Genomic DNA, 21,074 nt, shown 5'->3' with positions numbered 1-21,074 from the left:
ATCTTGGCGGAAGTCTTGGCGGATACCTTGGCGGAGCCGATGCGGCACCGCTTCTCGTCGCGCGACGGCGAGACGATGGCCGATCGCGACCATTCCCGCGCGCGCGACGGGCGGACATCCGGCAGGCCGGGCCTTCACCGGGCCGTCGGCGCATTCGGGCTTTGCGCTGCGTAACTCTCCCGAAGGCGATCGAGGGCCGCGTCATGGTCGGCTCCGCCGGCCCGCAGGGTCACGTATTGCTGACATAGGCTGCCGTAGAGTTGCCGCCGCCCCGTGGAGGCTGCGACCGCCGTCAGCCCGGCGATCAGCGTGTCCGGCGCCGGCGCGTTCGGCATCATGCCGGCCACCTGCGCCGTGCGATTGGCGATCATGCGCGGATCCTCGATGAAGTGCGACCGGGCCCGCGCCAAGGCCTCTTGCAAGGCCTCCTGCAAGGCCGCCTGCAGGCTCGCCCCGGCCGCATCGCCCGGAGGCAGGGTCCGCCCGGTGGTGCGGGCGGCGAGCCAGCGGGCGGGATCGGTGCGGTCGTCCGGTGTCAGCCAGTCGGACCGGGCCCCTTCGTCGCGGCGCGCGACGATGGCGGCAGGAGCCTCGTGATGGGCCTCGTCCCGGGCCGGCTCGTCGCCGCACGCCGCCAGCACCGCGAGGACGAGGGAAGCGGCTCCCCTGACGGCGGCCGACCCGAGGCTCATCGGAGGGAGACCGCGAGGCCGCGGGGGCCGTCCGCCAGGGGCAGCCGCGCCAGCTCCCGGCGCGACCGCGGATCGACGACGGAGAGATCGCCCGAGAACCAGTTGGCGACGGCGACGCGGCCATCCTCCAGAGCCAGCACGCCCTCGGGATAGCGGCCGACCGGGACTTCGCCGTCCGGCGCCAGTCGGTCGGCCGACAAAAGGGCGACGCTGCCGGCATGCTGGCGGCTCACCACGACCGTGCGCCCGTCCACCGTCACGGCGACGCCGTAGGGCATCGCTCCGACCGGGACGGTGGCAACCGGGGCAAGCGTCCGGGCATCGATCACCGTGAGGTCGTTGCTGCGCACGTTCGCCACGTAGAGCCGGCTCCCGTCGGGGCTCAGCGCCACGGCGAAAGGACCCTCGCCAGCAGGCGCGGTGCCGATCATCCGCATCCCGGCCGTGTCAATCGCGACGATCCGGCGGTGCTCGCGGTCGGCGACGTAGAGGCGGCCCCCCCGGGGATCGAGGACGAGGCCGGCGGGATCGGGGACCGGCACGGCCGGGCCGGCGGCCTCGCCGGTCCGGGGATCGCGCCGCACCACCTCGCCCCGCCGCCAGTCGCCGACATAGAGCGCGGATCCATCGGGCGCGGCGGCGATGCCGAAGGGAGAGCCGGGATGGTCCAGGCGGGCGATCACCCGCCCGGCAGGCCCGTCGATCACCGAGATCGCCTTGTGGTCGGGATGGGTGACGTAGATCCGTCCCCCCGGCCCCGCCGCGAGCCCCGCCGGACCGGGACCGACCGGGATGGTCGCGATCACCCGAGGGGACGTGGGATCGATGCGCGACACCACCCCGCCATCCTGGCTCGCGACGTAGATCTCGGCCGCGAGGCCGGCCGGCCCGAAGGCCGGCAGCGAGAGGAGGACGGCGAGGAGACGCGCCCTCACGGGCCGCCCTCCACCTTGGCCTTGAGCCCGGCGAGCCCCGCCTCGAAATAGGCCTTCATGGCCGCCCGGCCGGCCTCGTCGCTCAACTCCTCCGGCGGCTCGTTGCCGGTATCGCCGCGGTAGAAGCGCCCGAACCACGCCACCTTGCTGCCCGCCCCCTCGGGCGTCACCGTCAAGGTCGCCGAGTAGGACGAGACCGGCAGGGCCTTCAGGTCGGGATCGTCGAGGCGGTAGGAGTAGCTTCGCCGGGCCGCGTCGTACTCGTCGAGGCTCTCGTGCAGGACGCCCCCGTTCTTGAGCGTCAGGGTCCGGGTGTCGCCGTTCTTCGTGCCGTCACCCTGGCTCTTGCCGCTCGCGACGAGGGGGTTCCAGCCGGCGATCCCCGCGAACTTGCCGGCGACGGCCCAGACCTTGTCGGGCGGGGCCGCGATGGTGACCGTGGCCTCGATCTTCTGCGGGGTCGGCCCATGGGCAAGGGCACTCGGCCCGGCACCGAACGTCATGGCGATGCCCAGCGCCGCCGGGAGGAGGCCGCCGAACAGGGAATCGTGGAACCGACGCATGCTTTACGCTCCGTGACCAAGGCGGGAGACGGTCTCGCGCAGGCGGACGTGCCAGGGCAGGAGACCGAACAGGACCAGGAGGGCAGCGAGCGCCGTTCCGCCGAGGACAGGACGCAGGTCGAGCCGGACCGGGCGTGTCCGCGGCGTCGCCGCCGCCGTGAGGGGGCCCGCGAGGCCCCCCGGCGCATCGAGGGGCGCATAGGCGAGGCCGGTCTCGGCCGCGAGCCCGCGCAGATAGGTTTCGCGGACCGAGGACAGGTGCTCCTGGCCGGGAGCGGCGGCGGCCCCGAAGGGGGCGTTGCGCGGGTTGTAGCCCTCGCGCTTGTCCGCGTCCGGCGGCGGCGGGCCGAACCGGTTCTCGTGCGGCACGTCCTCCGCCCCGTAGAAGCCGATCTCGCGGCCGCGATCGTCGTAGCGGGGGATCGGCGACGGGGTATGGCCGCCGGCGCCGACGATCAGCCCGCGCACTGCGCCCGGCTTGCCCTCGAAGGCGGGGCCGCCGCGGGCCGGCAGGGGCGGCGCCTCGTGACCGTCGGTGACGAAGACGAGGTCGCTGCCGAGATCCCCGGCCAGCCCGATCGCCCGGAACAGGCCCGCGGCGACCCGGCTGTCCCCCTCCCAGCCCATGCGCCAGTCGAGATTCGCGAGGGCCCCGTCGAGGGCGGCGAAATCGGCGCAGGTCTCGATCGGCTCGAACAGCAGGAAGGTGCGCCGCTCGGCGAACAGCCCGAGGCCGAGGCGCGAGCCGCAAGGGAGAGACGCCGCGAGGCCCCGCAGGACGGCTTTGGCCTTGTCCAGCCGGCTCGCCGGCTTGCCGTCGAGGCGCTCGTCGCGGGTGTTCATGCTGCCGGTGATGTCGATCACCACCAGCGCCTCGACGCGCTGCCCCGTGACGGCGAGGTGGGGCGCGACGCCGGTCAGCGCCGTGAGGACGAGCGCCCCGGCAAGGAGCCGCCCGCGAGTGTGGCCGAGGAGCCGCGCGAGGGGAGCGGGGATCACGGCAGCCCCCGCGGCTGGCCCGGGATGTCGGTCCAGATCTTTTTCGGGTCGGCGGGCATCTCCTCGCCCTGCTCGCGCCCGCGCTCGGGGAAGTCGCGCACGAGGCGCGAGGCGACGTCGAGGTTGAACTTGGCATCCCAGGCCTCGGGGCGGAGCGTCAGCGCGCGGCGATAGGCCTGCCGGGCGAGTCCGACGAGCGGCGTGGCCGGCTCCAGGTCGCCCGCTTCCAGCTTGCCGAAGGCCTGCCGCAGCCGTGCGTTGCCCAGCGCGATCTGCGCCAGCGCACGCAAGGCCGGCGAGCCGCTGCCGTCGAGGGCGGCGATCAGCGGCTCGGCCTCGTCGAGGCGCTCGCGGGCGGCGAGGAAGCGGATGCGGGCCAGCAGTACTTCCGGCACGGCATCGGCGGCGACCGGGCGGTCCTGGCCGGCCTCGAGCGCCGCGATGGTGCGGTTGGCGTTCCCATCGCGCCAGCTAAGGCCGGCGCAGGCGAGCGCCCCCGCCGCGCCGGCGAGCGGCAGGGTGACGATCATCACCGGGCGAACGGGCCCCCAGGCCCGCTGCAGGACGCGCGCGAGGGAGGGACGAGTGGTGGTCATGCGGCACGCCTGGTCTCGCGGGAGGCCGCCGGGCGGGACGCGGACGCTCGGACCGCCAGGTCGGTCTCGGCGAGCTTGGCCGCGAGGAGCAGTGCCATGGCCAGGGCGGCAAGGCCGTAAGCGAACCCGGTGAGATCGCGCTGCGGACGCCGCTCGGTATAGGAGATAGGCTTGCGCTCCTGGCGGTCGATCTCGCGGATTGCCTCCTCGACCGCCTGCGCGCTCTCGGCCTCGAAGGCGCGGTAGGGCACGCCGAGGCTCTTGAAGAACAGGTCGAGATGGCGCTCGGGTGCCGCCTGCGGCGTGTCCTCGCCGGCCGGCCGGTCGCCGAGGCCCGGCGAGCCGGCCGTGCGCAGGAAGAGCCAGTACAGGGTCGGGCGGATCTTCGCGAATTCCTCTCGCAGGGTCGGCTGGACGCGCCGATCGATGATTGCGGCGCCGTCCGAGACCAGGAGCAGCACCCGGGAGGCCTGCGGCGCGCCCGGGCCGAACTGCGCCAGCGCCAGGCCGAGGCCGCGGGCGACGTTGGTCGCCTCCAGGCCCGGCCGGTCGATCGCCCGGATCGCCGCCCGCACGGCGTCGTGGCGGTCGGTCATCGGCAAGACCGCCATCGGCGAGGTCGAGAAGGCCGAGACCGCGACGAGGTCGTGCGCCCGGCGGCCGACGAACCCTTCGAGGATCCGCCGCGAGGCGGCGGCCTTCGATTCCTCGGGCCCTGACGGCTGCCTGCCCGCGAAGGTCTCGTTCATGCTGCCGCTGCGGTCGATGAGGAGCGAGATCTGAGCCCCCTCCCCCGTCCGCATCAGGCTTTCGCCGACGAGGTGCGGCCCGGCGAGGGCGAGGATCAGGAACCCGATCGCCGCCATGCCGGCGAGCGTCAGCACCGCATCGACGAGGCGCGACAGCCCGTCGGCCGGGACCATGGCGAGGGAGGGCACCGGGATGCGCTTCTGGCTCGACGCGACGAGCGGCATCAACGCCAGGGGGAGCAGCCACAGCCAGGCCGGGGCCGTCACCCCGAAGCGGGAGACGAGAGCCATCAGGCCGGCGGTCATGACCGCCCTCCGGCCTTCGCCGCCCGCTCCGCCGCGGCAAGGCGGCGTGCGGTCGCCATGAGGTCGGGGAACGGACAAGTACGCTGCGCCACCGAGGGGTCGCGTCCGAAGAAGACCTCCCGGGAGGCCCGGAAGAAGCGGTCGAGCGGTTGCGCCAGGGCGGCGTAGGCGGGATGCCGGGCGAGGAAGGCTGCCAGATCCTCACCCATCACCCGCCGACCGTCCGTGCGGTCGAGGCCGCGATGCAGCGCCAGCAACGCCTCGCGGTAGGCGACCTCTGCGTCAGGGCGGGCGGCCTGCCGGCGCACCTGCCGCCACGCCGCCGCGAAGGCCCGGGCCGGCCGGTGCCGGAACGGCCACCAGGCCCGGTCGCGGGCGAGAGCTAAGAGGCCCGCGAGGCCGAAAGACGCGAAGGCCCAGGCGAGCGCACGCGGCAAAGCCGGATCAAGGCGGGGATTCGGGCTCTCGGGCCGGAGATACTCGACCGGATCGGCGACCGGCGGTGGCTGGATCTCCCGCAAGGGCGAGACGCTGATTTGCCAGCCCGGCACCTCGGCGACGGCGCTGGTCGTCGCGTGCGCAACCTCGCTGGCGAAGGTCACGGTGAAGGCCGGCAAGTCGAGGCGCCGCACGTCGAGGGCGGCATAGAAGGTCTGGTAGGTGAGCGACAGGCGCCAGAGCCGGTGACCGTCCCGCGCCGGCCCGGGCGCGACCGAGACTGCGGTCAGGTCGAGCCAGTAGGTCAGCGGCCCCGGCTTCGGCAGCGAGGCGGCTTGCGGCGCGAAGCCGTCCGCGGCCTCGATCTCGACCTTAGCGTCGAAGCGGTCGCCGACGAAGAGCCCGAACGGCCGCGGAGAGCGCACCACCACCGACCCGATCTGAGCCTCGGCCGGCAAAGGCAGGCAAGCGGACAGAATCCCGGCCATCACCACGACCCGGCTCTCCTGCGCGACTCGGATCTTCCGCGCGACCCGTGGCCGCTTGATCGCGCGCGTCCTCATGCGGCGGTCCCGAGCAGGTGGCGGGAGAAATCGTCGCCATCGAAGCGGTCGGCGAGGCGATAGGGCGGCCTTCCGTGCCGGAGGGCGAGGCGGCGCAGGGAGTCCCGTCGCTCGGCCTCGCGGGCGAGCCAGCGGGTCCGCAAGGACGGTCGCATCAGCACCCGCCGCCGCCCGCCGCCCTCCAGGTCCTCCAGCTCGATCTGGCCGAAGGCCGGCAGGCCCTCGTCGAGAGCGCCATCCTCGATCGCGACCGGGACGACGTCGTGGCCCTGGAGCCGGTCGAACAAGGCGCCGGTCAGCGCGTCGGGCAGGCGGAAATCCGAGACCACCGCCACGAGCTTGCGTCGGCCCGCAAGGGAGGAGGCCGCAGCGAGGAGCCCGTCGGCGCTCATCCCCTGAGGCCGGGTCGCAGCAAGCCTTTCCGCGACCACGTCGGCGGTGCCGCGCCGACGCGAGGCCGGCAGCATCAGGTCCGGCCCGGCACCGCAGCCGACGAGCCCGAAGGCGTCCCCGATCCGGGTCGCCGAGCGGGCGAGCGCGATGCAGAGTTCCGTCACCAGATCCCAGGCCGCGCCCGCGCCGCGAAAGCGCATCGAGGCCGAGAGGTCGACGAGCGCCCAGACTTCGAGGGCCCGGCGCTGCTCGAACCGGCGCACCACCGTTCCCTCGAACGGGTCGCGCAGGGTCGCCCGCAGGTCGATGCGGCGGGCATCGGGGTGGCGCCAGAACGGCACCTGATCGCGAAAGACGCCGAGGCCGCCGGTGTCGCGCGAGCGGTGGGCGCCGGGGCCCGGACCGGCGGCGGGGCCGCGCAGGCGGTAGAGGATGTCCCCGGTCACGGTGCCGGCACCGTGTCCAGAACCGCCCGGCACAGGGCCGGCACGATGCTCTCCCGCCGCATCTCGTAGACCGGTTCGAGGAAGATCCGGTGTGCCATCGTCTCGGCGAAGACGGCGCGCAGGTCCTCGGGCAGCAGCATGTCGCGGCCCTCGAGCCAGGCCCGGACCCGGGCGGCACGGATCAGGAAGGCGATTCCGCGCGGGCTCGCCCCGCCCTGGACCAGGGCATCCATGGCGACGTCCGGCAGGGCGATGCCGGCCTGCGCCGGATCCCGGATCGCCGCCCACAACCGGACGACGTAGTCCTCCAGGGCCGGGCTCGCATGGATTCCGTGCTGGAGCGCCGCCGCGATGCCGACGACCGACGCCTGGTCGATCACGTCCGGAGCGATCCCGGCGATCAGCGCGTCGGTGTCGTGGAAGAGCGGATCGAAGGCGAGGCGCCGGCGCAAGACCGGGTCGGTCGGCGCCTCCATGCCGATCTCCATCAGGAACCGGTCGCGGGCCGCGGCCGGCAATTCGAAGGTCTCCTCGCGCTCGACGCGGTTGCGGTCGGCGAAAACCTGGAGATGCGGGAACCGGTACTCGCGGTTGAAGGCGGAGACGCTGCGCTCGGCCATCAGGCGCAGGAGCAGGGAATGGACCTGGGGCCGTGCCCGGTTGATCTCGTTGAAGAAGAACACCGAGAGGTCCTCGGACCGGCGCAGCACCGGGCCGGGCTCGATCCGCGGTCGTCCGTCCTCGGCGAGGTAGGTGTGGTAGATCAGGTCGGCCGGCATCATGTCGACCGTGCCCTCGACGCGCTCGTAGGCGCCGCCGAGCGCCCGGGCCACCGCTCGCAGCAGGGTGGTCTTGCCGACCCCGACATCGCCTTCGAGCAGCACATGGCCGCGGGCGAAGATCGCGATGGTGACGAGCCGGATCACCCGGTCCTGGCCGATCACCGCCTTGGCGATCTCCGCCTCGAAGCGCAGGGCGACTTGGCGCCAGTCGGCGATTTGTCGCCAGTCGGTCGGGGCCGCATCGGCCGGCCGGATTGAGTTCATGCGGATCGACGATTCCGGGTTTGTCGCAAGGCACGGGGGAGCGCGGCGCGCGACGGCGCCGCGCGGATGGAGATCTACTGCGCCGCGATCTTGTTGACGTCGTATTCCCACTTGCCGGTCTTCTTGAAATTCTCGACGCGCTTCTTGTTGCGCTCCTCCATCGCCTGGATGGAGGCGAATTGCTTGTTCAGCTCCTTGGAGTCGTGCTTGGGATCGTACTTCGTCCCGGCGATCTTGGCGGGGAAGCCGGGCTTGGGCTCCCAGCAATCGCCCGGCGCCTTGCACTTGGTGCCGTCATAGGCGAGCGCGGGCGCAGCGGCCGTGGCGAGCAGCGCGACGGTCGCGGCGGCGAGAATCAGGCGCATCGTGTTCCTCCTGTCGGATTATGGTTGATGGCGGGCGGTTCTGGGCCGGAGCGGAGAGCACCTCCGGCCATGGCATCCCGGGCCGTGCGGCAGCCCGGGATCGGGGACCGTCAGGACTTGCCGTTGCCGGCGCACATCCCGGGCGGATTGTCGGGGAAGGTCTCGCCGAGCTTGTAAGGGGTGTATTTCTTCTTCTGCTCGTCGTTCAGCCACTCGGCGTCGCTGACCGGCCCCGTATAGAGGTGACGGACCCAGGCGATGACCTGGAGAATGTCGTCGAGGGTCAGGCTCTCGTTGTGCGGCCCCATCTGGCCGTTGGCGCCGCCGAACACCGTCGAGAACAGGCCGGCATCGGTCGTGTTCTGCGGGTATGTCCAGTAATTGTCGTTGAGGCCGGGGCCGATCTTGCCCTCGCCGATATGGCCGTGGCAGCCGGAGCAGGCGGCGAGGAAGGTCTGCTCGCCCTTCTTCAGGCAGCTCGCATCGGTGATGTAGGGGTTGTGGCCGGTGGCCAGGAACTGCTTCACCCCGGGCGTGTCCTTGCCCTCCGGCAGCACGTCGCTGAGGTCGAGCTTCTCGCCGGTGACGACGTTGCGCAGGTCGACGGCACTGCTCTGCGCCGTGGTGGCGCGCGGCAGGGCGCCGAGGCCGGCAATGAGGATGACGAGCCCGAGGCTGGCGCCGAGGGCGGTCCTACGCTGGATCATGAACGCTCGCTTCAAGTCGGGGGACCGCGCCCGGCGGTCCGCAGGATGGGATGCGGGGAAAGGCTCAGGAGCCGGTCGGCACCGTCGGCACGCCTTCGTCCTTCAGGATCGCCTCGATCGCCGGGCGGGCCTTGACGAGGGCCTGGTCGAGAGCGGCGAGCAGAGCCTCGTCGCCGCGGCGCACGCCCATCGACTGGTCGAAGCGCATCGCGACCTTCTGGCCGTCGCTGCGGGCGGCGTCGTCCGCCACCAGGGTCATGCGCAACGGCACGGTCGACGCCTTGACGAAGCGGGCGACGTCCGGGGCGAAGGGCGCGGCGACGTCGGCCTTGCCGCTCGCGACCTCGCCGACGAGGCGGGCCGGATCGATCTGGGTGTACTGGTTGCGCGGCGAGCGGAAGTTCACCAGCGAATAGAGGTAGGCCATGTCCTCCTCGTAGCGGCCGATGTTCTTCAGCATTGCCTCGCTCGGCGAGCCGAACGGCACCGCGACGTGGTTCACCGCCTTGAGGCGCGGGTCGGACCAGGAGGTGAGATCGAGCCCGTCCTGCGCCCGGGTCACGAAGACGTAGCCGCTGCGGTAATAGGGCTTCGTCGTCAGCACCCGCGGGTCGCCGGTATCGAGACCGACGACGACGTCGCACAGTTTCTTGTCGAGGAAGTCGCGCACCAGGTAGATCGCGGGCTTGTCCGACCACACGAACTGCACCTTGCGCCCCATCGCCTCGGCGGCGGCAGCCGCGATGCGGTTCTCGAGGCCGCTGCCGTCCTTGAGCGAGAGCGGCGGCTGCGAGGCGGAGGCGCAGACTCGTAGGACGCTGCCGTCGGGCGGCGTGGGAGCGGGCGTGGCCTGCGCGGGCGGGGCTTGCGTGATCGTCTGGGCGAGGGCCGGGGTGGCGAGGCCGGCGGTGGCGAGCGTCGCGCCCAGGAGGAACCGGCGCAGATGTCCGAGCGATCTCAACATGATCGGATCCGTTGTCACGAGAGGCAGCGGGTCGCTCCTCCCCGAAACGGGGAGGAGCGGAAGTCGACGGTTCAGTTCGCCGAGTACTCGCCGACATTCGGGTCGTCGTAGGGACCCTTGCCGTCGAGGGAGAACACCGTCACGCCGCCGCCCATCTGGGTGTAGTTGGCGAGCTTCTTGAAAGCGCCGACCGCACCGAGGCCGGCGGTCGGGTCCTGCAGGTCGAAGACGAGGCCGACGCCCGGCCAGCCGCCGACGCCGTAATAGATCGCCACGTATTGCGTGCCCTTGTGGGTATAGGTCATCGGGTAGCCGATGGCGCCTGACGGCAGCTTCGACTTCCAGAGCAGTTCACCGGTGTCGGAGTGGCGCGCCTTGATGTAGCCGTCGAGCGTTCCGTAGAAGACCAGGTTGCCGGCCGTCGCCATGGTGCCGCCCCAGACCGCGAAGCGCTCCATCTTCTCCCATTTGAACTTGCCGGTGATGGCGTCGTAGGCCTTGATCTGGCCGAGGCCCTCGGCGTTCTGCCGGTCGCCCTTCGGACCCGGATACATGTTCAGCGTCGCACCGACGAAGAACTGTCCGGCCCGGTAGGGCAGCATGAAGGGCTCCCAATCCATGCAGATGTGGTTGATGCCCATGAAGAAGAGCTTGCGGTTCGGATCGTAGGAATCGTGGCCCTGGTTGTGGTAGCCCATCGCCGAGGGACAGATGTCCTTGGCGAGGTGGTCCATCCGGGTGCCGTATTCGGGATCGCGCACCGGCAGGCCGGATTTCAGGTCGACGGTCTTGAAGACGTTGACGGTGTCGTCGATCTTGTGCGCCGAGACGAGATCGCCGTTGGTGCGGTCGAGCGTGTAGACGATGCCGTTGCGGTCCGGGTGGGTCAGGAGCTTGCGCTCCTTGCCGGCGAGGTCCTTCTGGGTCGACAGCATCATCACGTTGACGCCGGCATAATCCCACTCGTCGTGCGGCGTCTTCTGGTAGCCGAACTTGGCTTCACCGGTATCGGCATCGCGGCCGAAGATCGTCATCGTCCACTTGTTGTCGCCCGGCCGCATCGTCTCGTTCCACGGCGCCGGGTTGCCGGTGCCGAAGTAGATCAGGTTGGTGCCGGGATCGTAGGCGTACCAGCCCCAGTTGGTGCCGCCGCCGATCTTCCAGGCGTCGCCCTCCCAGGTCGAGGTGCCTAGGCCCTTCTGGCCGTAATGGGCGTTGTGGATGTTGAAGTCCTTGGCCAGCAGCAGGTCGGAATCCGGGCCGGTGGCGTAGGCGCGCCACTTCTGCTCGCCGGTCTTGACGTCGTAGGCGGTGAGATAGCCGCGCACGCCGAGCTCGGCCCCGGACGAGCCGATGATGACCTTGTCCTTGACGACGTAGGGGGCGATGGTGAGCGTCGAGCCGACCTTGATGTCGGAATTCTCGATCTTCCACACCGTCTCGCCGGTCTGCGCGTTGAGCGCCGCGACGTGGCCGTCGAGCAGGGTCTTGAGGATCAGCGGCGGGGTCTTGCCGTCGCCCGGCCAATAGGCGAGGCCGCGGTTGACGAGATCGCAGCAGGCCACCGAGCGCGCGGCCGGGTTCTGCTTCGGCTTGTCCTGCCACAGGATCTTGCCCGGATCGTCGAGCCCGAGCGCGAAGGTGTTGTTCGGGAACGAGGTGTGGACGAACATCTTGCCGTCGACGACCAGAGGCGCGCCCTCATGTCCGTTGAGCAGGCCGGTCGAGAACTGCCAGGAGACCTTGAGATTCTTGACGTTCTTCTCGTTGATCTGCGTCAGCTTGCTGTAGTTGTCGGAGTCGTAGTTCTTCCCCGGCATCACCCAGTTTTCGTCGCTCTTCGACAGCTCGTCGAGCTTGTCGTTGGCGAGTGCGGCGTGCGGCACCGCGAGCGGCGCCAGCGCCAGCAGCGCGGCCACCGAAACGGAATTCACAAACTTGCCCATGCGATCGATGCCCATGCTCTGCGTCTCCGGTCAGCGTTTCACGTCTCTGCGGCGCTCGGGCCGCGAGGCCGAACGTGCTCGCGCGATGAGGAACGGTTAGCGAGCGAGATCATGGTCAATCTCTCTTAGTTTGACCTTAGATCAATCTCACTTCGCTTTCTTATAAGGAACTTATTACCTTCGCTCACCGCAATTACGTTAGCAGTCGTCGATCTTGATGTCTTCCATCTATCTTTCGGGCGGCTCGGGACGATGCGGCAATCGAGATGGATATTTTTCTTATTGCAGCTGCGAAAATAAATATCTTATAAAATCGAAATAAGAGACTTATTATTCTATCAAGTAACTGTTTTTATGATGGACAATTGCACTGTCGCCGCAATTTTTGCGCCGCAGCAATGGACACGCCGCAACACCTCTGCGCTAATTTTTCAGCAAAGCGTGATTGCACAGACTTGAAGGCTATTGACTTGTGAGACAAACGGCGCGCAAATGCTCGGCTGGCAGGTATTCCGGCGGCACATTGCTGCCTGGCCGCAGGCGTGCCTATGCAGGGCGAAACCCGGATACAACGGCACGTTAAAATCTATTAAAGCATAAATTTTTATAAACTCTCCCTCATATAAAGTAAATACGACACCGAACTGCGGGTGTGAAGTTCACAGCAACCGGAATGATCTTGCTGGTTCGGGCATCGCCGAGGCGCCGGCGAGCTTCACAGCGAACTTCAACCGGCTCGACCGCGACTTCGCCGGCATGGCCCGCTACCACGAGCTTGCCCGCAGCGGCGCGGTGAGCCTGCCGGTGCTGGCCTGCCCGGTGCGGATCGCCGCCGGTGGCGAGCGGGCCTTCGTCGGCGAGCGGACCATCAGCCTCGTCGTGAGCCTGAAGTTCCGGGCCGTCCCACCGGCCGCCTTCCGGTCAGCGGCCTCACCCGCCGCGCGCTCCTCGGTGCCGCCTTGGGCGCAGAAGACCATCGCTTTGTCGACCGATGCAACGCCGTAAGTCGATCCTGCGCCGGAAGTCCGAGCAAGGCAGGAGAGGAGGTCGCGCGGCCGGTCAAGGCGACATGCCGATGTGGTCGTCGGGCCCGCAGGACCCTGTCGAGCCGCGAGCGGCAAGGCTTCTGCCATCGTCGGCTTCTTCGGCCGAGGGACTGGTTCGGCGATGCACGAAGGGAGTGCTCTCGCCGTTGACTGCCACGCTGATGGCGTTCTAGCTGGTGACGACGGCGAAGGGAACATGGCGGCGATATGAGACCGGGGTCATAGGCGATGGGAGGTGGCTGGCGTAGCCCGTCGAGACGGCAGGCCCCGATCGCAGCGCTGCCGACCATCCTCACGCCGCTCGAACCAGCCTCGAGTGACCCCTTTGATACCAACGGTCTCAGATGCTGACGCATCACATTCGATCTCGGGCTTTCCCGAGATCGACGGGTCCGTTGGACCATCTCGAACGTTCGACACCAAGCCCAGACGTCCGAGACCTTGGGCTCGGCGACGATTCGAGAACGGAACCGAAGGTCGTTTTCTATCGACCGTTGGTATGACACCAGACTACGGCGCGACAGCTGGTGTCGGAATAGCATGACGAAATTAAAATGCCCGGAAAATGTCGATCACCGGACATGTGAAGTTAGATCTGGGAGGGGCCGCTTCGGGTCAGCAGCGTGGCTCGTCAAACGGCATCGGACCAAGAACTTCCTGCAGGCCCGGTGTCACGGTTGGAGCCGCTCCGTCGGATGTATCGGGTGCGTCCTACTCCGCCTCGACCGGAATTGCGGAACCGGATGGCCCGAAAACGCACGATCCGGAGGCGTCCAGCGCGGAGGCTCCGGCAGAAGGTGGACCGCTGCGGCGCGGAGCTGCGAATTCGCGCTCATCACGCCTTTACACAGGACCTTACATGATCGAAGATGAATGAAAGGTCATTTCATAGAATGAAATAAACATGAAGGAAACGCCTGCACGTGCTCGTCGCTTCGGCGATGGGCGGGCTCGGCCGGCTTGCCGGCTCTCGGATCCCGGACGAGGGCGCCGCCGTACTGGCTCCGGCCCGCGCCTCCCGGCAGCCTCCCGATGACGGGGATCGAGAGCTCGAGGCGCAGCCCCTACGCGTGCGAGGAGATGAGGCGGCTCGTCGCCCCCGAGAGCGTCGCCGTCGTTGGCGTGTCCGAGCGGCCGAATGCCTTCGGCAGCCGCACGGTCGCCAACCTGAAGGCCTTTGACGGCCGCCTCTACCAGATCAACGCCAAGCACGCCGAGCTGGCCGGCCAGCCCTGCTACCCGACCGTCGCGGACCTGCCCGAGACCCCGGACTGCGTCGTGATCGCGACGCCGCGCGAGGCGGTCGAACCGGTCGTTCGCGAATGTGCGGCGAAGGGCGTCGGCGCCGTCCTGGTGCTGGCGGCCGGATTCGCGGAGACGGGCAAGCCCGAGCACGTCGCGCACCAGCGGCGCCTCGTGGAGATCGCGCGGGGCGCGAACATGCGCCTGGTCGGGCCGAACACGATCGGCCTCGTCAACTACGCGCGGGGGGCCGGCCTCACCTTCTCGGCCATGCCCGAGCGCCGGCCGCTCGCCCCGCACGCGATCGGGATCGTGAGCCAGTCGGGCTCCCTCGGCTTCTCTTTGGCCCAGGGGATCGAGCGCGGCGTCTCGGTGAGCCACGTGCTGACCGCGGGCAATTCCTGCGACGTCGACGTTGCCGATTACGTCGCCTACCTGGCGCAGGACCCGCATTGCCGGGCGATCGCCTGCCTGTTCGAGGGCATGGCCGATCCGGGCCGGATGCTGCGGGCCGCTGCGCTTGCCTGGGAGGCCGACAAGCCGCTCGTCCTCTACAAGATCGCGACCGGGCAGGAGGGCGCCCGGGCGGCCCTGTCGCATACGGGCTCGCTCGCCGGATCCGACGCGGCCTACGCGGCGGGCTTCGCGCGCGCCGGCGTGATCCAGGTCGACAAGCTCGAGGCGCTGGTCGAGGCGGCCGCGTTCTTCGCCAAGGCGGGCGCACCGCGGGCGCAGGGCGTCGCCGTGATCGCGACCTCCGGCGGTGCGACCATCATCGCCGCCGACAAGGCGGAGGCGCACGGCGTGGCGCTGCCCCAGCCCGGGCCCGAGGCCGCCGCCGTGCTCGCGGCGCAAGTGCCGGAATACGGCTCGACCCGCAACCCGTGCGACGTGACCGCCCAGGTCATCGGCTCGGCGGACAGCCTTGCCGCCTGCGCCGGGGCGCTGCTGGCGGACCCGCTCTACGGCGTCATGGTGACCTCGCACGCCTACGCCTACGACTCGGCGACGGTCCGGCTGCCGGTGTTCAGCCGGGCGGCCGCGGCCAACGCCAAGCTCGTCTGCAACGTCTGGGCGCCGGAATGGCTCGGGGGCCCGGGCGCGCGCGAGACCGAGAGCGACCCGCACCTCGCGCTGTTCCACTCGATGGACCGCTGCTTCGCGGCCATTGCCGCCTGGCACCGGCGCGACGCCCTGCGGCGGGCCGGCCCGACCGCCGAGGGCCGGATCTCGGATCCGGCCGCGAAGGAGCGGATGGCCACCCTGCTCGCGCAGACGGGCGGATCCTCGTTGACCGAACGGGAAGCCAAGGGCGTCATGGCGCACTACGGCATCCCGGTCGTGGAGGACCGGCCGGTCGGGTCCGCGGCGGAGGCTCGAGGCGCTGCGAAGGCGCTCGGCTTTCCGGTCGTGCTCAAGGGCGAGAGCCCTGACATCCTGCACAAGACGGAGGCCGGGCTGGTCAAGCTCAACGTGGCGAGCGCCGCCGAGGTCGAGCGCGCCTACGCGGAGATCCTGGCGGCCGTCGACGCTATGACGCCCCGCCCGAACTTCCGGGGCGTCGTCGTCCAGCCGATGGTCCCGCGGGGGGTCGAGGTCATGGTCGGCGCCCGGCACGACGCGCAATTCGGCCCGCTCATTGTCGTCGGCCTCGGCGGCGTCCTCGTCGAGATCCTGCGCGACACCGCGCTCGCCCTCGCGCCGGTCGGGCGCGCGGAGGCCGAGGCGATGCTGCGCGACCTCAAGGGGGCGGCCCTGCTCGACGGCTTTCGCGGCGCGCCGGCGGTGGACGTCTCGCGGCTCGCCGAGATCGTGTGCCGCTTCTCCGAACTCGCGGCCGATGCGGACGATGTGGTCGCCGAGATGGAGATCAACCCGCTCATCTGCACGGCCGACCGGATCGTCGCCGCCGACGCCCTGATCGTGAAGGGCGGACCCCGCTGATGCGCTGCTGGGTCGTCGAGGCGATCACCGACGAGGGGCGGATGGTCCTGGCCGAGCGCCCGGACCCGGTCCCGGGGCCAGGCGAGCTGCTGGTGCTCGTCGAGGCCGCCGGGGTCAACTTCGCCGACACGCTGATGGTGCGCGGCCGCTACCAGCGGAAGCCCGCCCTGCCCTTCGTGCCCGGGATCGAGGTGTCGGGCGAGGTCGTGGCGGCCGGCCCCGGCTGCGCCCGCGCGCCCGGCGAGCGGGTCTGCGCCAGCATCCCGACCGGAGGATTCGCGGAGCTGGCGCTGATGCCGGATGCGGCCGCGACCGTGATCCCGACCGGCGTGCCGGCGGATGCGGGCCTGGTTCTGCTCGGGGTGAACTACCCGACGGCCTGGTACGCCCTGCACCGCCGGGCGGGAATCCGGCCGGGCGAGACGGTCCTGGTCCATGCCGCGGCCGGCGGCGTCGGCAGCGCAGCCGTGCAGATCGCCCTGGCTGCGGGCTGCCGGGTGATCGCCACCGCCGGCTCGCCGGAGAAGCTGGACGTGTGCCGGCGGCTCGGTGCCGAGGTCGCGGTCTCCTACGAGGAGCCGGGCTGGGTCGAGGCGGTCCGCGAGGCGACGGGCGGCGTCGGCGCGGACGTGATCTACGATCCGGTCGGCGGCCGGGTCGGCCTCGACAGCCTGCGCGCCCTCGCCTGGCACGGCCGGCTCCTCGTCGTGGGCTTCGCCGGCGGCGCCCCGCCCGAGCTGCCCGCGAATCGCCTCCTCCTCAAGGAGGGGACAGTGCTCGGCGTCTTCTGGGGCGAGGTGAAAAAACGCGATCCCACCCTTCTCCGCGAGGTCCAGGACTCCCTCCTGGCGCTCCAGGCGGAAGGTCGCCTCGATCCGCTGATCGGCGGCCGCCTGCCGCTCGACGAGGCGCCGGCAGCGCTGGCGCAACTCGCCGGCCGGCGGAGCGTGGGCAAGCTCCTGCTGACGCCGCGCCGCCGCGACCACCAGACGCCGTGACACTCACTTCCCGATCTTTGCGAGGACACGCGATGGACTTCCACCACGCGCCGAAGGTGACCGCCCTGCAGGAGCGGCTGCAGGCCTTCATGGACGAGCACATCTATCCCAACGAGGCGACCTACAAGGCCGAGCAGGCCGCGCTGACGGATCGCTGGCAGCCCGTCCCGGTCGTCGAGCGGCTCAAGCCCCTGGCGCGCGAAGCCGGCCTGTGGAACCTGTTCCTGCCCGCGAGCGGCGCGGGCGCCGGGCTCACCAACCTCGAATACGCGCCGCTCGCCGAGATGATGGGCCGGGTGCAATGGTCCTCCGAGGTGTTCAACTGCTCGGCGCCCGACACCGGCAACATGGAGACCCTGGAGCGCTACGGGACGGAAAGCCAGAAGGCGCGCTGGCTGAAGCCGCTGCTCGCCGGCGAGATCCGCTCCTGCTTCGCCATGACCGAGCCCGACGTCGCCTCGTCCGACGCCACCAACATCGCCTGCACGATCACCCGCGACGGCGGCGAGTACGTCATCAACGGGCGCAAGTGGTGGTCGTCCGGCTCGGGCGACCCGCGCTGCAAGCTCCTCATCGTCATGGGCAAGACCGACCCGCACGGGGAGGACAAGTACCGCCAGCAATCGATGATCCTGGTACCGACCGACACCCCCGGCGTCACGATCGAGCGGATGCTGCCGGTCTTCGGCTTCGACGACGCGCCGCACGGGCACGGCGAGATCGTGTTCGAGAACGCCCGCGTGCCGGTCGACAACATCCTCCTCGGCGAGGGCCGCGGCTTCGAGATCGCGCAGGGACGGCTCGGGCCCGGCCGCATCCATCACTGCATGCGGGCCGTCGGGCTGGCGGAGCGTGCGCTCGAGATGATGTGCCGTCGCCTGAGCGCGCGGACCGCCTTCGGCAAGCCGCTGGCGCAGCAGGGCGTGATGATCGAGCGCATCGCCCAGAGCCGGATCGAGATCGACCAGGTGCGCCTGCTCGTCCTGCATGCCGCCTGGAAGATGGACCAGGTCGGCAACAAGGCGGCGCGGGCCGAGATCGCCGGCATCAAGGTGGCGGCCGCCAACATGGCCTGCGCGGTGGTGGACCGGGCGATCCAGGCCTTCGGGGGCGCCGGCGTCACGACGGATTTCGGCCTGGGCTACATGTACAAGTACGCCCGCACCCTGCGCATCGTCGACGGGCCGGACGAGGTCCACCGCCACCAGATCGGGCGCCTCGAACTGGCCAAGTACCGTCCGGCGCGCGCCGATGGCTGAGGCGCCCGTGATCGGCGGGCCGGCCCTGGTCCCGGTGCTGCCGAACCACCGCTTTGACGAGGAGCGCTTGCGGCGCACCCTCGCCCCTCTCCTGCCGGGAGCGGCGGACGGGCTCGTGGTGCGCCAGTTCCAGGGCGGTCAGTCCAACCCGACCTTCCACCTCGCCACGCCGGGCGGGGCCTACGTGCTGCGCAAGAAGCCGGGCGGCACGCTCCTGCCTTCCGCTCACGCGGTCGACCGCGAGTACCGGGTGCTCGGCGCGCTGAGCGCGACCGACGTGCCGGTCCCCCGGGTCCGGCTCTACTGCGACGACCCAGGCGTCATCGGGACGCCGTTCTACGTGATGGACTACCTCGTCGGGCGCATCTACGCGGAGCGCGACATGCCGGGGGTCGATGCGGGCCATCGGCGAGCCGCCTTCCTCGACGCGGCGCGGGTGCTCGGGCGCCTGCACCGCCTCGACCCCGCCACTGTGGGTCTCGGCGATTACGGCCGGCCCGGCAACTACGTCGGGCGGCAGGTCGCGCGCTGGACGAAGCAGTACCGGGCTGCCGACCTTGCGCCGGAGCCGGCCATGGACCGCCTGATCGCCTGGCTCGAGGCGCGTGCCGACGTTCCCGACGAGACCGCCATCGCGCATGGCGACTACCGCCTCGGCAACCTGATGCTCCACCCGGTGGAGCCACGGGTGATCGCGGTCCTCGACTGGGAACTCTCGACCCTCGGCCACCCGCTCGCCGACCTCGCCTACTGCCTGCTGCCCTGGCGCACCACGCCCGCCGAGCAGGGGCTCGTCGGCCTCGACGTGCCGGGGCTCCCGGACGAGGCGGAGTTCGTCGCCGCCTACGCCGCTGCGGCCGGGCGCCCGGTGCCGGCCGACCTCGACGTCTTCGTCGTGTTCTCGCTGTTTCGCTGGGCCGCGATCGTCGCCGGCGTGTACCGGCGCGCCCTCGACGGCAACGCCTCGGACGCGCGGGCCGTCGACGTCGCTGGCGAGAAATTCCGCCGGCTCGCCCGCCGCGGGGAGGAGATCGCCTATGGCCGCTGAGACGACCACCGAAGTCCTCTCCGGGCTCGACGACGGGGTGCTGACGATCACGCTCAACCGGCCGGACAAGCTGAACGCCTTCACGGCCACCATGCGGGAGGCGATGGTCGCCTGCCTCGACCGGGCCGACCGGGACGACGCCGTGCGGGCCGTGATCGTGACCGGCAGCGGCCGCGGCTTCTGCGCCGGCGCCGACATGTCGGCCGGCGCCTCCCGCTTCGACGTCGCCGGCCGGGCCGAAGCCTCCGCCGACAGCGAGGCGATGCGCGACTCCGGCGGGCGGCTGGCGCTGCGCATCTTCGCCTGCACGAAGCCCGTCATCGCGGCGGTGAACGGGGCGGCGGTCGGGGTCGGCGCCACGATGCTGCTGCCGATGGACATCCGGCTCGCCGTGACGGGTGCGCGCTTCGCCTTCCCGTTCACCCGGCGCGGGCTCGTGCCCGAGGCGTGCTCGTCCTGGTTCCTGCCCCGCGCCGTCGGGATGCAAAGGGCGATGGAGTGGGTCGCGACCGGCCGGCTGATCCCGGCCGAGGAGGCGCTGGCGAGCGGCCTCGTGCGCAGCCTGCACGCGCCCGACGACCTCCTGCCGGCGGCCCGCGCCATCGCGCGCGAGATCGCCGAGGCCGCCTCGCCGGTCTCCGTCGCGCTCGCCCGGCAGATGATGTGGCGGATGCTCGGGGCCGACCACCCGATGGAGGCGCACCGGATCGAGAGCCGCCTCCTCGCCGAGCGGGGCCGCAGCCCCGACGTGACGGAGGGCGTGACCTCCTTCTTCGAGAAGCGGGCTCCGGCCTTCTCGGGAAGGGTCTCGGCCGACATGCCCGCGGCCTATCCGTGGTGGCGCGAGCGCCCCTACGGCGAGGACTGAACCACAGCCTGGTCAAGGGAAAAAGCGGAGGAACGAGATGACTGACATCGCGGTGATGGCGACGGGTTTGCGCTTCCCGGAAGGGCCGGTCGTCCTGGAGGACGGGTCCATCGCGCTCGTCGAGATCGCCCGCGGGACGGTCTCGCGGGTCGCGCTCGACGGAACCGTCTCGGTCATCTCCGAGCCGGGCGGAGGTCCGAACGGCCTCGCGCTCGGGCCGGACGGGATGCTCTACGTCTGCAACAACGGCGGCTTCGCCTGGCACGAGGAGCCGGGGATGATCCGGCCGATCGGGACCCCGGAGACCTACTCGGGCGGACGGATCGAGCGGATCGACCCGCGCACGGGCGCCTGCACAGTGCTCTACGAAAGCTGCGGCGACACGAAGCTCAAGGGCCCCAACGACATCGTCTTCGATCGGGCGGGCGGCTTCTACTTCACCGACCTCGGCAAGGCGCGCCACCGCGACCGCGACCAGGGCAGCATCTACTACGCCAAGACCGACGGCTCGTTCATCACCGAGGTGGTGCACCCGATCCTGACCCCGAACGGCATCGGGCTCTCGCCGGACGAGACGGTGCTCTACGTCGCCGAGACCGAGGGCGGCCGGCTCTGGGGCTTCGACCTCGCCGAGCCGGGCAAGATCCGGCGCCGTCCGTTCCCGTCGCCGCATGGCGGCCGCTTCCTATTCAACCAGGCGGGCTACCAGCGCTACGACAGCCTCGCGGTCGAAGCCTCCGGCAACATCTGCGTCGCGACGCTGATGACGGGGGCGATCACCGTCATCTCGCCCGAGGGGGAGCTGGTGGAGAGCGTCCCGATGCCAGACGTCTACACCACCAACATCTGCTTCGGCGGGGCGGATCTGCGGACGGCCTACGTGACCCTGTCGGGAACCGGGCAATTGGTGCGGGTGCCGTGGAAGCGGCCGGGGTTGAGACTCAATTTCGCGCCGTAATAT

At 70.5% G+C, this 21,074-nt stretch carries 20 protein-coding genes; 7 read left to right on the top strand and 13 right to left on the bottom strand.

The window, feature by feature from the left end:
- Positions 1-134: 134 nt before the first annotated feature.
- From VQ03_RS09230 to VQ03_RS09170, 13 genes are all read right to left on the bottom strand, one after another.
- Entirely contained in the window at positions 135-692 is a 558-nt protein-coding gene (locus tag VQ03_RS09230; protein ID WP_048450579.1) for a hypothetical protein, read from the bottom strand.
- Positions 689-1,627, bottom strand: a complete 939-nt coding sequence (locus tag VQ03_RS09225; protein WP_048450578.1) for a YncE family protein — start codon at positions 1,625-1,627, stop codon at positions 689-691. The genes VQ03_RS09230 and VQ03_RS09225 overlap by 4 nt, the downstream gene beginning before the upstream one ends.
- Complete coding sequence (locus VQ03_RS09220) at positions 1,624-2,130, bottom strand: SRPBCC family protein (RefSeq protein WP_048450593.1); 507 nt, start codon at positions 2,128-2,130, stop codon at positions 1,624-1,626. Before VQ03_RS09220 ends, VQ03_RS09225 begins: the two co-directional genes overlap by 4 nt.
- A 63-nt stretch (positions 2,131-2,193) precedes the next feature.
- Complete coding sequence (locus VQ03_RS09215) at positions 2,194-3,189, bottom strand: vWA domain-containing protein (RefSeq protein WP_048450577.1); 996 nt, start codon at positions 3,187-3,189, stop codon at positions 2,194-2,196.
- Entirely contained in the window at positions 3,186-3,785 is a 600-nt protein-coding gene (locus VQ03_RS09210) for a hypothetical protein (RefSeq protein ID WP_048450576.1), read from the bottom strand. The genes VQ03_RS09215 and VQ03_RS09210 overlap by 4 nt, the downstream gene beginning before the upstream one ends.
- Entirely contained in the window at positions 3,782-4,840 is a 1,059-nt protein-coding gene (locus VQ03_RS09205) for a vWA domain-containing protein (RefSeq protein ID WP_245292016.1), read from the bottom strand. The genes VQ03_RS09210 and VQ03_RS09205 overlap by 4 nt, the downstream gene beginning before the upstream one ends.
- Positions 4,837-5,841: a nonribosomal peptide synthetase MxaA gene (locus VQ03_RS09200; RefSeq protein ID WP_245292015.1), complete on the bottom strand. Its 1,005-nt coding sequence runs from the start codon at positions 5,839-5,841 to the stop codon at positions 4,837-4,839. Before VQ03_RS09200 ends, VQ03_RS09205 begins: the two co-directional genes overlap by 4 nt.
- On the bottom strand, positions 5,838-6,680 hold the full coding sequence (locus tag VQ03_RS09195) for a DUF58 domain-containing protein (RefSeq protein ID WP_048450575.1): 843 nt from the start codon (positions 6,678-6,680) through the stop codon (positions 5,838-5,840). The genes VQ03_RS09200 and VQ03_RS09195 overlap by 4 nt, the downstream gene beginning before the upstream one ends.
- Positions 6,677-7,726, bottom strand: a complete 1,050-nt coding sequence (locus VQ03_RS09190; RefSeq protein ID WP_048450574.1) for an AAA family ATPase — start codon at positions 7,724-7,726, stop codon at positions 6,677-6,679. Before VQ03_RS09190 ends, VQ03_RS09195 begins: the two co-directional genes overlap by 4 nt.
- A gap of 74 nt (positions 7,727-7,800) precedes the next feature.
- Positions 7,801-8,091, bottom strand: coding sequence for a methanol dehydrogenase [cytochrome c] subunit (locus VQ03_RS09185; protein WP_048450573.1), 291 nt, complete (start codon positions 8,089-8,091; stop codon positions 7,801-7,803).
- Positions 8,092-8,201: 110 nt separating this feature from the next.
- Positions 8,202-8,798, bottom strand: a complete 597-nt coding sequence (gene moxG / locus VQ03_RS09180; RefSeq protein ID WP_048450572.1) for a cytochrome c(L), periplasmic — start codon at positions 8,796-8,798, stop codon at positions 8,202-8,204.
- A gap of 64 nt (positions 8,799-8,862) precedes the next feature.
- Entirely contained in the window at positions 8,863-9,762 is a 900-nt protein-coding gene (gene moxJ / locus VQ03_RS09175; RefSeq protein WP_048450571.1) for a methanol oxidation system protein MoxJ, read from the bottom strand.
- A gap of 71 nt (positions 9,763-9,833) precedes the next feature.
- Positions 9,834-11,708, bottom strand: a complete 1,875-nt coding sequence (locus tag VQ03_RS09170) for a methanol/ethanol family PQQ-dependent dehydrogenase (RefSeq protein WP_048450590.1) — start codon at positions 11,706-11,708, stop codon at positions 9,834-9,836.
- 600 nt (positions 11,709-12,308) lie between these two features.
- On the opposite strand from VQ03_RS09170, the gene VQ03_RS32880 reads away from it, so the two are divergent.
- From VQ03_RS32880 to VQ03_RS09135, 7 genes are all read left to right on the top strand, one after another.
- Positions 12,309-12,713: a type IV secretory system conjugative DNA transfer family protein gene (locus VQ03_RS32880; RefSeq protein WP_157064031.1), complete on the top strand. Its 405-nt coding sequence runs from the start codon at positions 12,309-12,311 to the stop codon at positions 12,711-12,713.
- Between the two features lie 1,121 nt (positions 12,714-13,834).
- Positions 13,835-15,940: an acetate--CoA ligase family protein gene (locus tag VQ03_RS09160; protein WP_208605490.1), complete on the top strand. Its 2,106-nt coding sequence runs from the start codon at positions 13,835-13,837 to the stop codon at positions 15,938-15,940.
- Entirely contained in the window at positions 15,940-16,938 is a 999-nt protein-coding gene (locus VQ03_RS09155) for an NADPH:quinone oxidoreductase family protein (RefSeq protein WP_048450568.1), read from the top strand. Before VQ03_RS09160 ends, VQ03_RS09155 begins: the two co-directional genes overlap by 1 nt.
- 32 nt (positions 16,939-16,970) lie before the next feature.
- On the top strand, positions 16,971-18,197 hold the full coding sequence (locus VQ03_RS09150; RefSeq protein ID WP_048450567.1) for an acyl-CoA dehydrogenase family protein: 1,227 nt from the start codon (positions 16,971-16,973) through the stop codon (positions 18,195-18,197).
- Positions 18,190-19,245 (top strand): phosphotransferase, encoded by a 1,056-nt coding sequence (locus VQ03_RS09145; RefSeq protein ID WP_048450566.1) that lies wholly within the window; start codon positions 18,190-18,192, stop codon positions 19,243-19,245. Before VQ03_RS09150 ends, VQ03_RS09145 begins: the two co-directional genes overlap by 8 nt.
- Positions 19,235-20,113, top strand: coding sequence for a crotonase/enoyl-CoA hydratase family protein (locus VQ03_RS09140; protein WP_048450565.1), 879 nt, complete (start codon positions 19,235-19,237; stop codon positions 20,111-20,113). The genes VQ03_RS09145 and VQ03_RS09140 overlap by 11 nt, the downstream gene beginning before the upstream one ends.
- Before the next feature lie 37 nt (positions 20,114-20,150).
- The gene (locus VQ03_RS09135) at positions 20,151-21,071 is read left to right on the top strand and encodes an SMP-30/gluconolactonase/LRE family protein (protein WP_048450564.1); all 921 of its coding nucleotides are present in this window, start codon (positions 20,151-20,153) and stop codon (positions 21,069-21,071) included.
- Positions 21,072-21,074: the final 3 nt, after the last annotated feature.

Origin of the sequence: Methylobacterium tarhaniae (assembly GCF_001043955.1) — a bacterium.
Taxonomy (GTDB): Bacteria; Pseudomonadota; Alphaproteobacteria; order Rhizobiales; family Beijerinckiaceae; genus Methylobacterium; species Methylobacterium tarhaniae.
This window is presented reverse-complemented; position numbering and strand designations above follow the sequence as displayed.

Bases quoted from the DNA above. Each gene is read 5' to 3' on its own strand.
- VQ03_RS09230 (WP_048450579.1), bottom strand. From the start codon at position 692: ATGAGCCTCGGGTCGGCCGCCGTCAGGGGAGCCGCTTCCCTCGTCCTC.
- VQ03_RS09220 (WP_048450593.1), bottom strand. From the start codon at position 2,130: ATGACGTTCGGTGCCGGGCCGAGTGCCCTTGCCCATGGGCCGACCCCG.
- VQ03_RS09210 (WP_048450576.1), bottom strand. From the start codon at position 3,785: ATGACCACCACTCGTCCCTCCCTCGCGCGCGTCCTGCAGCGGGCCTGG.
- VQ03_RS09205 (WP_245292016.1), bottom strand. From the start codon at position 4,840: ATGACCGCCGGCCTGATGGCTCTCGTCTCCCGCTTCGGGGTGACGGCC.
- VQ03_RS09200 (WP_245292015.1), bottom strand. From the start codon at position 5,841: ATGAGGACGCGCGCGATCAAGCGGCCACGGGTCGCGCGGAAGATCCGA.
- VQ03_RS09190 (WP_048450574.1), bottom strand. From the start codon at position 7,726: ATGAACTCAATCCGGCCGGCCGATGCGGCCCCGACCGACTGGCGACAA.
- VQ03_RS09185 (WP_048450573.1), bottom strand. From the start codon at position 8,091: ATGCGCCTGATTCTCGCCGCCGCGACCGTCGCGCTGCTCGCCACGGCC.
- moxG (WP_048450572.1), bottom strand. From the start codon at position 8,798: ATGATCCAGCGTAGGACCGCCCTCGGCGCCAGCCTCGGGCTCGTCATC.
- moxJ (WP_048450571.1), bottom strand. From the start codon at position 9,762: ATGTTGAGATCGCTCGGACATCTGCGCCGGTTCCTCCTGGGCGCGACG.
- VQ03_RS09170 (WP_048450590.1), bottom strand. From the start codon at position 11,708: ATGGGCAAGTTTGTGAATTCCGTTTCGGTGGCCGCGCTGCTGGCGCTG.
- VQ03_RS09160 (WP_208605490.1), top strand. From the start codon at position 13,835: ATGAGGCGGCTCGTCGCCCCCGAGAGCGTCGCCGTCGTTGGCGTGTCC.
- VQ03_RS09155 (WP_048450568.1), top strand. From the start codon at position 15,940: ATGCGCTGCTGGGTCGTCGAGGCGATCACCGACGAGGGGCGGATGGTC.
- VQ03_RS09150 (WP_048450567.1), top strand. From the start codon at position 16,971: ATGGACTTCCACCACGCGCCGAAGGTGACCGCCCTGCAGGAGCGGCTG.
- VQ03_RS09145 (WP_048450566.1), top strand. From the start codon at position 18,190: ATGGCTGAGGCGCCCGTGATCGGCGGGCCGGCCCTGGTCCCGGTGCTG.
- VQ03_RS09140 (WP_048450565.1), top strand. From the start codon at position 19,235: ATGGCCGCTGAGACGACCACCGAAGTCCTCTCCGGGCTCGACGACGGG.
- VQ03_RS09135 (WP_048450564.1), top strand. From the start codon at position 20,151: ATGACTGACATCGCGGTGATGGCGACGGGTTTGCGCTTCCCGGAAGGG.